General features: G+C 66.1%; 12 protein-coding genes. All 12 read left to right on the forward strand.

What is annotated here, in order from left to right; translation table 11 throughout:
* Nucleotides 1-263 precede the first annotated feature (263 nt).
* The 12 genes from nuoF (at nucleotide 264) to nuoN (ending at nucleotide 12,724) form a co-directional block, all read left to right on the forward strand.
* Nucleotides 264-1,580 (forward strand): NADH-quinone oxidoreductase subunit NuoF, encoded by a 1,317-nt coding sequence (gene nuoF, locus ASG17_RS07880; RefSeq protein ID WP_056101478.1) that lies wholly within the window; start codon nucleotides 264-266, stop codon nucleotides 1,578-1,580.
* Between the two features lie 3 nt (nucleotides 1,581-1,583).
* Nucleotides 1,584-2,387, forward strand: a complete 804-nt coding sequence (locus ASG17_RS07885) for a GDSL-type esterase/lipase family protein (RefSeq protein WP_082496154.1) — start codon at nucleotides 1,584-1,586, stop codon at nucleotides 2,385-2,387.
* Nucleotides 2,384-2,878 (forward strand): hypothetical protein, encoded by a 495-nt coding sequence (locus ASG17_RS07890; protein ID WP_056101483.1) that lies wholly within the window; start codon nucleotides 2,384-2,386, stop codon nucleotides 2,876-2,878. The genes ASG17_RS07885 and ASG17_RS07890 overlap by 4 nt, the downstream gene beginning before the upstream one ends.
* Nucleotides 2,878-4,923, forward strand: a complete 2,046-nt coding sequence (gene nuoG / locus ASG17_RS07895; protein WP_056101486.1) for an NADH-quinone oxidoreductase subunit NuoG — start codon at nucleotides 2,878-2,880, stop codon at nucleotides 4,921-4,923. Before ASG17_RS07890 ends, nuoG begins: the two co-directional genes overlap by 1 nt.
* A gap of 3 nt (nucleotides 4,924-4,926) precedes the next feature.
* Nucleotides 4,927-6,003, forward strand: coding sequence for an NADH-quinone oxidoreductase subunit NuoH (gene nuoH / locus ASG17_RS07900; protein ID WP_056101489.1), 1,077 nt, complete (start codon nucleotides 4,927-4,929; stop codon nucleotides 6,001-6,003).
* Entirely contained in the window at nucleotides 6,003-6,176 is a 174-nt protein-coding gene (locus tag ASG17_RS15470; RefSeq protein ID WP_156367774.1) for a hypothetical protein, read from the forward strand. Before nuoH ends, ASG17_RS15470 begins: the two co-directional genes overlap by 1 nt.
* Nucleotides 6,176-6,667, forward strand: coding sequence for an NADH-quinone oxidoreductase subunit NuoI (gene nuoI / locus ASG17_RS07905; protein ID WP_056101492.1), 492 nt, complete (start codon nucleotides 6,176-6,178; stop codon nucleotides 6,665-6,667). Before ASG17_RS15470 ends, nuoI begins: the two co-directional genes overlap by 1 nt.
* 75 nt (nucleotides 6,668-6,742) lie before the next feature.
* Nucleotides 6,743-7,369: an NADH-quinone oxidoreductase subunit J gene (locus ASG17_RS07910; protein ID WP_056101494.1), complete on the forward strand. Its 627-nt coding sequence runs from the start codon at nucleotides 6,743-6,745 to the stop codon at nucleotides 7,367-7,369.
* Nucleotides 7,369-7,677, forward strand: a complete 309-nt coding sequence (gene nuoK / locus ASG17_RS07915; protein WP_056101497.1) for an NADH-quinone oxidoreductase subunit NuoK — start codon at nucleotides 7,369-7,371, stop codon at nucleotides 7,675-7,677. The genes ASG17_RS07910 and nuoK overlap by 1 nt, the downstream gene beginning before the upstream one ends.
* Nucleotides 7,678-7,684: 7 nt before the next feature.
* Nucleotides 7,685-9,790, forward strand: coding sequence for an NADH-quinone oxidoreductase subunit L (gene nuoL, locus ASG17_RS07920; protein ID WP_056101501.1), 2,106 nt, complete (start codon nucleotides 7,685-7,687; stop codon nucleotides 9,788-9,790).
* A gap of 2 nt (nucleotides 9,791-9,792) precedes the next feature.
* Nucleotides 9,793-11,277: an NADH-quinone oxidoreductase subunit M gene (locus ASG17_RS07925; RefSeq protein WP_056101504.1), complete on the forward strand. Its 1,485-nt coding sequence runs from the start codon at nucleotides 9,793-9,795 to the stop codon at nucleotides 11,275-11,277.
* Nucleotides 11,278-11,284: 7 nt separating this feature from the next.
* Nucleotides 11,285-12,724 (forward strand): NADH-quinone oxidoreductase subunit NuoN, encoded by a 1,440-nt coding sequence (nuoN, locus tag ASG17_RS07930; RefSeq protein WP_056101507.1) that lies wholly within the window; start codon nucleotides 11,285-11,287, stop codon nucleotides 12,722-12,724.

Here is a 12,724-nt window from a genome sequence, read left to right on the forward strand (position 1 = left end):
GCGGCCCGGGGGGGACGCGGCCGTCGCTGGTGCGACGCGCCGGCGTGGCCGGAGCCTTCATCGTCAATCTGGCGGGGGCCACGGCCCTGCCGTTCGCCGCCGCGCAAGCCGCGCCCACCCGAACGCCGTCACCGCCCCATTCCAGCTCCAAGACGCCTGATGCCCCTCAGCCTCCAAGACAACAGCCTGATCGAACGCCGACCCTGCCCGAACGCGGCCAGACCGGCGGCGTCGCGCGTCGCCGCCGTAGCGGAGGTGGGCGCATGACCGGCGTTCTGCAGGACAAGGACCGTATCTTCACCAACCTCTACGGCCTGCACGACTGGGGCCTGGAGGGCGCGAAGAACCGCGGCTGCTGGAACGCGACCAAGGACATCCTGGACCTAGGCCGCGACTGGATCATCACCAACACCAAGAACTCGGGCTTGCGCGGACGTGGCGGCGCCGGCTTCTCCACGGGTCTGAAGTGGTCCTTCATGCCCAAGGAGGTGAAGGACGGTCGCCCGCACTATCTGGTGGTCAACGCGGACGAATCCGAACCCGGCACCTGCAAGGACCGGGAGATCATGCGCCACGATCCGCACCTGCTGATCGAAGGCTGCCTGATCGCCAGCTTCGCGATGCAGGCGCACGCCTGTTACATCTATCTGCGCGGCGAATATGTGCTCGAGCGCGAGCGCATGGAGGCGGCGGTCAAGCAGGCCTATGAGGCCAAGCTGATCGGCAAGAACAACGCCCACGGTTGGGACTTCGACGTCTACATCCACCACGGCGCCGGCGCTTACATCTGCGGCGAAGAGACCGCCCTGCTCGAGAGCCTGGAAGGCAAGAAGGGCCAGCCTCGCCTGAAGCCGCCGTTCCCGGCCGGCGCGGGCCTCTACGGCTGCCCGACCACGGTGAACAACGTCGAATCCATCGCCGTGGTCGGCACCATCCTGCGTCGCGGCGCCGACTGGTTCGCGGGCTTCGGCCGTCCGAACAACACCGGCACCAAGCTGATGTCGATCTCGGGCCATGTGAACAAGCCGTGCAACATCGAGGAGGCCATGAGCATCCCGATGAAGCAGCTGCTGGAAGAGCACTGCGGCGGCATCCGGGGCGGCTGGGACAATCTGAAGGCCGTGATCCCGGGCGGGGTCTCCGTTCCGCTGATCACGCGCGACATGGCCGAGACGGCCCTGATGGACTTCGACAGCCTGCGTGAGATGCGTTCGGGTCTGGGCACGGCGGCGGTGATCGTGATGGATCAGTCGACCGACCTGGTGAAGGCGATCGCGCGCATCAGCTACTTCTACAAGCACGAGAGCTGCGGCCAGTGCACGCCGTGCCGTGAAGGCACGGGCTGGATGTGGCGGGTGCTGGAGCGGATGGCCATCGGCGAGGCCGATCCGACCGAGATCGACCTGCTGCTCGACGTCGCCGGTCAGGTCGAAGGTCACACCATCTGTGCTCTGGGCGACGCGGCCGCCTGGCCCGTGCAGGGCCTGATCCGGCACTTCCGTCACGAGATCGAGGACCGCATCGCCTCCTACCGCTCACGCCGCGCGAACTTCGCCGGCCACGCCATCGCGGCGGAGTAGGGGATGAACGCCGTGGTTCGATCGCTGACCGTCATCACCGCTGCCGCGGCCCTGCTGGGGGCGTGCGCCACCCAGTCAATGCCTTCTGCGGCGGCGGTAGCTGATGCGGCTGCGTCGGAAGCTGCGGCCGCTGCAAACGAAGCGGTTGATGAGTGGCGTGCATCGCAACGTCCGACCTCGGCCAGCGTGGGGGTGCCTCAGCCGGAAAACTTCCAGCCTGCCGGCTGGATGAATAACAACTGGATCGAACAGGTGACGCAGATGTCGATCCTGCCGTCGACGCCGGGCGGCGTGGCCTTTGTCGGCGACAGCATCACCAACGGCTTCCGATGGGCCGAAGCCTTCCCGAACGCCAACGTGCGTAACTGGGGTATCAGTGGCGATACGACGTGGGGTGTGCTGGCCCGCTCGCAGCAGATCATCGCTACCAAGCCGGCCAAGATACTCCTGCTGATCGGCACCAATGATTTCGGCAATTGGGGCAAGACGCCGGAAGAGACTGCGGCTGGCATCGCCGCCATCGTCGATCTTTGGCAGGCGCAACTACCCGGCACACAAATCTATCTGCAGGGCGTGATGCCGCGTCAGCCGGAGTATCGTGAACGGGTCACGGCGCTGAACGCCATGATCCAGCAGATCGCGGCCGAGAAGGGCGCGACCTACATCGACCTGTATACGCCGTTTTTGGACATAGACCGGCTGGACCCGACGGTGACGATGGACGACCTGCACCTGACGGGGCAGGGGTATCAGCGCTGGCTGTCGATCATCACGCCCTGCGTCACAGGAGCGGGGCCGTGCGCATGAGCCTGTCCCTGATCCTGGCCTTCGCGCCCGTCGCCCTGATGGCTTGCAAGCCGGCGGCCGAGCCCGCGCCGACGCCGGTCGAGACGGTCGCGGCCGCCCCGGCGGTGACCGACGCCGCGCCCGCTGCGCCGGCCGTGCTGAACGCCGCCGATCTGCGCCGCGTGTGCCGCGCCGGTCTGGCCGCGATCCATGGCCAGGACGTGTCGATGATCGAGATTTCCGGCGTCACCGGCCAGGTCGTCAGCGCCAGCTGGCGCGCGCCGGTCGACGGCGGACGGATGCGCGCGGAATGCCGCGTGGATAGCGACCTGATCACCTGGAAGCCGCTGGACCTGCCGGACGCGAGCCAGGTGCGATGGATGAACCAGTCGGGCGACCCGGTCGTCCGCTATGCGCTGGACGGGGACCGGGTGATCGTCACCCAGACCCAGCCCGATGGCGCGAACGAACGGTCCGAAGTGACTGTTCCTGCTGAACAAGAGGCCCGCTGATGCCCGTCGCCAAGGTCAATGGCGTCCCGACCGAGTTCGAGCCCGGCATGACCGTGCTCCAGGTCGCCGAACGCGCCGGGGAAGAGATTCCGCGCTTCTGCTATCACGAGCGGCTGTCGATCGCCGGCAACTGCCGGATGTGCCTGGTCGAGGTGAAGCCCGGACCGCCGAAGCCGCAGGCGTCGTGCGCCCTGCCGGCCGCCGACGGCCAGGAGATCTTCACCGATACGCCGATGGTGAAGAAGGCCCGCGAAGGGGTGATGGAGTTCCTGCTCATCAACCACCCGCTGGACTGCCCGATCTGCGACCAGGGCGGCGAATGCGACCTGCAGGACCAGTCCATGGGCTACGGCCGCGACGGCTCTCGCTATGCCGAGAACAAGCGCGCGGTCGAAGAAAAGAACATGGGTCCGACCATCAAGACCTTCATGACGCGCTGCATCCAGTGCACGCGCTGCGTGAGGTTCATCACCGAGGTGGCGGGCGTTTCGGACATCGGCATGATCTCGCGCGGCGAGGACGCTGAGATCACGACCTATCTGGAAAAGAACATCGACTCGGAGCTGTCGGGCAACGTCAACGACCTGTGCCCCGTGGGCGCCCTGACCCACCGCCCGTGGCAGTACCACTACCGCCCCTGGGAGCTTAAGAAGACCGAGACCATCGACGTCATGGACGCCCTGGGCTCGAACATCCGCGTCGACGCGCGCGGCGCCGAGGTCATGCGCGTGCTGCCGCGCGTGAACGAGGGCATCAACGAGGAGTGGCTGTCGGACAAGAGCCGCTATGCGGTCGATGGCCTGCTGGCGCGCCGCCTGGACAAGCCGTGGGTGCGCGAGAACGGCAAGCTGCGTCCCGCATCGTGGGACGAGGCGCTGGGCGCCGTGGCGGCGAAGATCAAGGCGGCCCCGGCCGACCGCATCGGCGCCATCGCCGGCGACCTGCAGGACGCCGAATCCATGAAGGCGACGCTGGACCTGTTCCGGGCGCTGGGTTCGGCCAACACCGACTGCCGCCAGGACGGCGCGGCGCTGGGCTATGGCCCGCGCGAGAGCTGGCTGTTCAACTCGAGCCTGCAAGGTATCGAGAACGCCGACGCCGTGCTGCTGGTCGGCGTCAATCCGCGCGCCGAGGCCCCGCTGCTGAACGCACGCCTGCGCAAGGCCTGGCTGAAGGGCAAGATGCAGGTCGCGGTGATCGGCGAGGCGGTCGACCTAACCTATCCGTATTCGCACCTGGGCGCGGGCGCCAAGACGCTGTCCAAGCTGCCCAAGGCGGCGAGCGACATGCTGGCCGCCGCCGAACGCCCGGCCATCATCGTGGGCTCGGGCGCCCTGTCGGGCGACAATGGCGCGCAGGTGCTGAACGCCCTGGGTGCGCTGGCCAAGAAGGTCGGCGTCATCGCTGACGGCTGGAACGGCTTCAACGTCCTGCAGGGCGCCGCGTCGCGCGTGGGCGGTCTGGACATGGGCTTCGTGCCCGGCGAGGGCGGCCTCGACGTCGCGGGCATGCTGAAGCCCGGCGCGCTGGACGTGCTGTTGCTGCTGGGCGCCGACGAGGTCGATCCGACCGGCTCGGACGCCTTCCGCGTCTATCTAGGCAGCCACGGCGATCGGGGCGCGCACGGCGCCGACGTCATCCTGCCGGGCGCGGCCTATACCGAGAAGCCGGGTCTGTATGTGAACACCGAGGGTCGGGTCCAGATGGCGGAACGCGCCGTCTTCCCCAAGGGCCAGGCCAAGGAAGACTGGGCCATCGTCCGCGCCCTGTCGGGCCTGGTCGGCCAGACCCTGCCGTACGACACCCTGAGCCAGCTGCGCGACAAGCTGATGGCTGACCACCCGACCTTCGGCCGGATCGACTACCTGGCCGCGCCGGCCGCCTTCGACCCGTCTAGCCTGGGCGAAAAGGGCGACCTGGGCGACTCCGTATTCGTCTCGGCGGTCCGCGACCCCTACCTGTCAAATCCCATCGCGCGCGCCAGCGCCACCATGGCCGAGCTGTCGGCCCTGCGGGTTCAGCCCGCGGCCCTGGCAGCGGAGTAGTCCATGACCGAATCCTTCTGGACCACCCCCGTCGGCTGGACCGTCGTTACCGTGCTGCAGATCCTGGCCGTCACGGTCGGGATCCTGATCTCGCTGGCCTTCCTGCTGCTGGCCGACCGCAAGATCTGGGCGGGCGTGCAGATGCGCAAAGGTCCCAACGTGGTCGGCCCCTTCGGCCTGCTTCAGTCGTTCGCGGACTTCTTCAAGTTCGTACTGAAGGAAATCGTCATCCCGGCCGGCGCCGACAAGGTGGTGTTCATCCTGGCGCCGCTGATCACCTTCATCCTGGCCTTCCTGGCCTGGGCGGTGATCCCGTTCGCGCCGGGCTGGGTGATTTCCGACCTGAACGTCGGCATCCTCTACATCTTCGCGATCAGCTCGCTGGGCGTCTACGGCATCATCATGGGCGGCTGGGCTTCGAACTCGAAGTACCCGTTCCTGGGCTCGCTGAGGTCGGCGGCGCAGATGGTGTCGTACGAAGTCTCGCTGGGCCTGATCATCATCAACGTGATCCTGCTGGCCGGCACCATGAACCTGACGGCCATCGTCCAGGGCCAGCAGGGCTGGTTCTGGAACTGGTACGGCTTCGGCGGCGGGGCGGGGACGTGGCCTCTGCTGGTCATCATGTTCCCGATGTCGATCATATTCTTCATCTCGGCCCTGGCCGAGACCAACCGCCCGCCGTTCGATCTGCCCGAGGCCGAGTCGGAACTGGTGGCCGGTTATCAGGTCGAATACTCCTCGACCCCGTATCTGCTGTTCATGATCGGCGAGTACGCCAACATCGTCTTCATGTGCGCCATGATCAGCCTGCTGTTCTTCGGCGGCTGGAACCCCGGCTTCGACACCGACCTGATCGGGCTGGACGGCTGGCCCTCCGTTTTGCGTGACCTGTTCTACCTGCTGGTATTCGCCACCAAGATCGTCTTCTGGTTCGCCATGATCGCCATGGTGAAGGCATTTGTGCCCCGCTATCGGTATGATCAGCTGATGCGCCTGGGCTGGAAGATATTCCTGCCGACGTCGCTGGTGGCCGTGGTCGTCGTGTCGGCCTGGCGCGTCTTCGCGGTGGGGGCGTGATGCGCGTCCCCGCTCTTATTCTCGGCCTGGGCCTTCTGGCCGGCGCCTGCGCGCCGTATGAAGCCATGCCGACGTCCGGCTACCAGTGGGAGCAACGCCAGCAGCGCATCGAGCGCGATTGGCGCGACCAACAGGCGGCTCCGGCCGCCTTGCCTGCCAAGGATTCTGAGTGATGTTCACCCGTATCGTTCAAGCCACCAAGGGCGCGATGATGCTGGACGTCATCGGCGCCATCGGCCTGTCCATCAAATACATGCTCAAGCCGAAGGCGACGGTGAACTATCCGTTCGAGCGCAATCCGCAGTCGCCGCGTTTCCGAGGCGAGCATGCGCTGCGCCGCTATGCGAACGGCGAGGAACGCTGCATCGCCTGCAAGCTGTGCGAGGCCATCTGCCCGGCCCAGGCCATCACCATCGAGGCCGAACCGCGCGCCGATGGGAGCCGCCGCACGACCCGCTACGACATCGACATGGTGAAATGCATCTACTGCGGCCTGTGCCAGGAGGCCTGCCCGGTGGACGCCATCGTGGAAGGCCCGAACTCGGAGTTCACCGTCGAGACGCGTGAAGAACTCCTGTTCAACAAGGAGCGGCTGCTCGAAAACGGCGACCGCTGGGAACGGCAGATCGCGAAGAATCTGGAACTCGACGCGCCGTATCGCTAAGGCGCGTATCGCTTAACCGGCGGCCGATTCCGACAGGAGCCGGCAGCCACCAATGAAGGAGCCGAAAGGCCCGACATGCTGCAAGGACTGGCCTTTTATCTGATGGCGGCTGTGGCCGTGGTGTCCGGCTTGCTGGTCGTCACCGCGCGCAACCCCGTGCACTCGGTTCTGTATCTGATCCTGGCCTTCTTCTCGTCGGCCGGGCTGTTCGTGCTGCTGGGCGCCGAATTCCTGGCGATGCTGCTGGTGGTCGTCTACGTCGGCGCCGTCGCGGTGCTGTTTCTGTTCGTCGTCATGATGCTGGACGTCGACTTCCTGCGGCTGCGCGAAGGCTATGCGCGCTATCTGCCGCTGGGCGGCATCATCGCGGGCATCCTGTTGGCCGAAATGATCATGGTGTCGATCTCGGTGGTCCAGGGCGGCGCCGCCCGGATGGCCGACGCGCCGGGCCGGCCCGGGCCGGACGTCACCAATGTCGAGGCCATCGGCCGCGTGCTCTATACGGACTACGTCTACTTCTTCCAGGCGGCCGGTATCGTGCTGTTGATCGCCATGATCGGCGCCATCACCCTGACGCTTCGCCACAAGCCGAACGTGAAGCGCCAGAACCCCGGCGACCAGGTCAACCGCGACCGCAAGGCGGCGGTGGAGATCAAGGGCGCGGCCACCGGCCAGGGCATCGATCCCGAGGAGCTTGTCTGATGGTCGTGACGCTGCAGCACTATCTGGCGGTCGCCGCCATGCTGTTCACCATCGGCGTGTTCGGCATCTTCGTGAACCGCAAGAACGTCATCATCATCCTGATGTCGATCGAGCTGATCCTGCTGGCCGTGAATATCAATTTCGTCGCTTTCTCGACCTACCTCAACGACGTGTCGGGGCAGATCATGGCGATGTTCGTGCTGACGGTCGCGGCGGCCGAGGCCGCGGTCGGCCTGGCGATCCTGGTGACCTTCTTCCGCAACCGCGGCGACATCGCGGTTGACGACGCCTCGGTGATGAAGGGCTGATCCGACAGTGAACCTCGAGCTCCTCGTCACCCTGGGCGTCTTCGCCCCGCTGCTCGGCGCCGCCATCGTCGGCCTGAGCGGTCGTCGGATCGGGAACATCCCGTCCCAGGCCGTAACCACGGGCCTGCTGTTCTTCTCGTGCGCCGTCGCCTGGACGATCTTCATCAACTGGACCTGGTTCCACCTGGAGCCGTTCACGGTCGAGCTCATGCCGTTCATCAACGTCGGCGACTTCAAATCGGCGTGGTCGATCCGCATTGACGCCATGTCGGCCGTCATGCTGATCGTGGTGACGTCGGTCTCGTCGCTCGTGCACCTGTATAGCTGGGGCTATATGGCCGAGGACGACTCGAGGCCGCGCTTCTTCGCCTATCTGTCGCTCTTCACCTTCGCCATGCTGGCGTTGGTGACGGCAGCCGACTTCATGCAGCTGTTCTTCGGCTGGGAAGGCGTGGGCCTGGCGTCCTATCTGCTGATCGGATTCTGGTACAAGAAGCCGACCGCCAGCGCTGCCGCCATCAAGGCCTTCGTCGTCAACCGCGTCGGTGATTTCGGCTTCGCGCTCGGGATCATGACGATCTTCTGGATGTTCGGCACGATCAACTTCGCCGAGCTGTTCCCGCAGATCTCGACCTATGCCGGCGAGACCTGGAACTTCATCGGGCGCGACTGGTCGGCGCTCGACCTGGCGGGCTTCCTGCTGTTCATCGGCGCCATGGGCAAGTCGGCCCAGTTCTTCCTGCACACCTGGCTGCCGGACGCGATGGAGGGCCCGACCCCGGTGTCGGCCCTGATCCATGCCGCCACCATGGTGACGGCCGGCGTCTACATGGTCTGCCTGCTCAGCCCGATCTACGAATACGCGCCGGGCGCCAGCCAGATCATCGCCATCATCGGCGCCATCACGGCCCTGTTCGCGGCCACGGTCGGTCTGGCGCAGAACGACATCAAGCGGGTCATCGCCTATTCGACCTGTTCGCAGCTTGGCTACATGTTCTTCGCGGCGGGCGTCGGCGCCTATCAGGCGGCCATGTTCCACCTGTTTACCCACGCCTTCTTCAAGGCCCTGCTGTTCCTGGGCGCCGGCTCGGTGATCCACGGCATGCACCACGAGCAGGACATGCGGAAGATGGGCGGCCTGTGGAAGCTGCTGCCGGTCACCTATGCGGTGATGACCATCGGCACGATCGCCATCACCGGCCTGGGCATCCCGGGCGTGGGCGGCTTCGCCGGCTTCTACTCGAAGGACTCCATCATCGAGAGCGCCTATGCGGCGGCCTCCAGCGGTCACAGCGCGGTGGGCCTGTTCGCCTTCTTCATCGGCATCCTGGCCGCCGGCCTGACGTCCTACTACTCGTGGCGTCTGGTGTTCATGACCTTCCACAACAAGCCGGCGTGGAAGGATGCGCATGCGGACGATCACGCCCATGACGCACACGATGACCACGCCTCCCACGCCCAGATCGAGACCCACTCCGAGCCGATCGCTGACGACCACGCCAATGGCGATCACGCGCACGACGATCACGCTCACCACGGCCCGCTAAAGCCTCACGAGAGCCCGTGGGTGATGCTGGTTCCGCTGATCCTCCTGTCGGTCGGTGCGGTTCTGGCGGGCGTCGTCTTCGCCCCGCACTTCATCGGTCACCACGAGGGCGAGTTCTGGCGCGGCGCCATCTTCACCGGCCCGCACAACCACGTCCTGCACGAGAGCCACGACGTTCCCACCTGGGTGAAGTGGTCGCCGCTGGTCCTGACGCTGATCGGCGCCGCCTTCGCCGTCTGGATCTACATCCTGCGCGAGGGGATGGGCCGCCGCATGGCCGAACGGGGCGGGCTGATCTACCGCTTCCTCTACAACAAGTGGTGGGTCGACGAGGTCTACGACTTCATCTTCGTGCGGGGCGCCAAGGCCGTGGGCGATATCTTCTGGAAGGTCGGTGACGTGAAGATCATCGACGGTCTGGGCCCCAACGGCGCCGCCTGGGCGTCGCTGAAGTCGGCCGCGCGACTGTCCAAGATCCAGTCCGGCTACGTCTATCACTACGCCTTCGTCATGCTGCTGGGCGTCGCGGGTCTGCTGACCTTCGCCATTCTGGCCTGGGGAGCCTGATCGTGCCCTTCATCCTGAGCACCGTCACCTTCCTGCCCCTGCTCGGCGCCCTGGCCATTCTGGCCGCGCGCTTCACGCAGAAATCGGGCGACGCCGCCGCTCCCGCCGCGCGCTGGATCGCGCTGGGCACGACCCTGGTCACCCTGGCCGCCTCGGTCGCACTGGTCACCAGCTTCGACGCGAGCAATACCGGCTATCAGTTCGTGGAGATGGTCCCGTGGTTCGCGGGCGCCAGCTATCACCTCGGCGTCGACGGGATCTCGATCCTGTTCGTGCTGCTGACCGCCTTCCTGATGCCGATCTGCATCCTGGCCAGCTGGAAGTCGGTCGAGACGCGCGTCGTCGACTACATGATCGCCTTCCTGGTGCTGGAAACGCTGGTCATCGGCGTCTTCACGTCGCTGGACCTGTTCCTGTTCTACATCTTCTTCGAAGGCACGCTGGTGCCGATGTTCATCATCATCGGGGTGTGGGGCGGTCAGAACCGGATCTACGCGGCGTACAAGTTCTTCCTCTACACCCTCTTGGGATCCGTCCTGATGCTGCTGGCCATGCTGTGGATGGCCAATACGGCCGGCACCACCAGCATCCCGGAGCTGAAACAGTTTGCTTTCTCGCCGGCGGTGCAGCCGGTGCTGTGGCTGGCCTTCTTCGCCTCCTTCGCGGTGAAGATGCCGATGTGGCCGGTGCACACCTGGCTGCCCGACGCGCACGTTCAGGCGCCGACGGCGGGCTCGGTCATCCTGGCCGGCATCCTGCTGAAGCTGGGCGGCTACGGCTTCCTGCTGTTCAACCTGCCGATGTTCCCGAATGCGTCGCAGACGTTCGCGCCGCTGGTCTTCACCCTGTCGGCCATCGCCGTGGTCTACACCTCGCTGGTCGCTTTCCGTCAGACCGACATCAAGAAGCTGATCGCCTATTCGTCGGTGGCCCACATGGGCTTCGTGACCATGGGCATCTTCGCCGGCAACCAGCAGGGCGTCGACGGCGCCATTTTCCAGATGCTGAGCCACGGCCTGATCTCGGGCGCGCTCTTCCTGTGCGTCGGCGTCGTCTACGACCGGATGCACACCCGCGAGATCGCCTTCTACGGCGGCCTGACCAGCCGGATGCCGTGGTACGCCGCCATCTTCCTGATGTTCACCATGGCCAACGTCGGCCTGCCGGGCACCAGTGGCTTCATCGGCGAGATCCTGACGATGACGGGCGTCTATCAGGTCTCGACCTGGACGGCCCTGTTTGCGGCCTCGGGCGTCATCTTCTCGGCGGTCTACGCCCTGACGCTCTACCGCAACGTCATGTTCGGCGAGATCAAGAACCCCGCGCTGGCGGCGATCGCAGACATCGACAAGCGCGAGCTGCTGATCTTCGTGCCTTTGATCGTCGGCACGCTGTGGCTGGGCGTCTATCCGAACGCCGTCTTCCACTATACCAGCGCCTCGGTCGAAGTTCTGACCAGCGCCTATCGCGCCGCGATCGGCGGGTGAGACCGTGATGCCTGACCTGATCCCCGTCCTCCACCTGCCCGCCTCGGAGCTGACCCTCGCGGTCGGCGCCCTGGTCCTGCTGATGCTCGGCGCCTTCATGGGCGAGAAGTCGGCGCGCCTGATCTCCGGCCTGTCGGTCGCCCTGCTGGTCGCCGGCGCGGTGCTCAGCGCCACCGGCCCGCTGGGCGTCGCCTTCAACGGCGCCTTCGTGGCCGACAGCTTGAGCGTCTACGCCAAGGTGCTGATCTATCTGGCCGCCGCCATCGCCATCATCCTGGGCGACGGCTGGATGCACCGGAACAAGATCGCGCGGTTCGAATACCCGATCCTGATCGTTCTGGCCTCGGTCGGGATGGCCATGATGGCGTCGTCGGGCGACCTGATCTCGCTGTACGTCGGGATCGAGCTTCACTCGCTCGCGCTCTATGTGCTGGCCGCCTTCCACCGCGACGACCTGAAGGCGTCCGAGGCGGGCCTGAAGTACTTCGTGCTGGGCGCCCTGTCGTCGGGCCTGCTGCTGTACGGCGCCAGCCTGATCTACGGCTTCTCCGGCTCGATGCGTTACGAGGACATCGCCGCCTACGCCGCGTCCAACCCGGGCGTGGGCCTGCTGTTCGGCCTGGTCTTCCTGATCTGCGGCCTGGCGTTCAAGGTGTCGGCCGCGCCGTTCCACATGTGGACGCCGGACGTCTACGAGGGCGCGCCGACGCCGGTCGTGGCCCTGTTCGCCACGGCCCCCAAGGTCGCGGCCATGGTGCTGACGGCCCGCGTGCTGGACGGCGCCTTCGCCGGTTCGCACGACCAGTGGGCGCAGGTGACGGTGATCATCTCGCTCATCTCCTTCGCGGTCGGCGCCTTCGGCGGGCTGGCGCAAAAGGACCTGCAGCGCCTGCTCGCCTATTCGTCGATCGCCAACATCGGCTACGCCTTCCTGGGCATCACGGCGGGCACGGACGCGGGCCTGCAGGCCATGCTGATCTTCATGACCCTGTACGTCATCGACCAGTTCGGCTTCTTCGCCATCCTGCTGTCCCTGTCGCGCAGCGGCCGTCCGATCCGCAACATCGGTGATCTGGCGGGGCTGAAGAAGGACCGGCCGGTGACGGCCATCGCCCTGACCATCCTGTCGCTGTCGGTGCTGGGCATGCCGCCGCTGTCGGGCTTCTGGGCCAAGTATTACGTCTTCGGTGCCGCCGCGAACGCGGGCCTGTGGATCCCGGCCGCCCTGGGTCTGGTCGCCTCGGTCGTGGCCGCCTTCTACTATCTGCGCATCATCAAGCTGATGTGGTTCGATGAGCCGCAAAGCGAGCAGAAGACCGACCCGGCGCCGTTCGAGGCCAAGAGCATCGGATGGCTGTCGGCCGCCTTCTCCTTCCCGCTGGTGATCGCGGCGTTGCCGTTCATCGAGCCGGCCGCCCGGGCCGCGGCCTCCGGCTTCGGGGGCTGA

The sequence above is a fragment of the Brevundimonas sp. Leaf363 genome (genome assembly GCF_001424025.1).
GTDB lineage: Bacteria > Pseudomonadota > Alphaproteobacteria > Caulobacterales > Caulobacteraceae > Brevundimonas.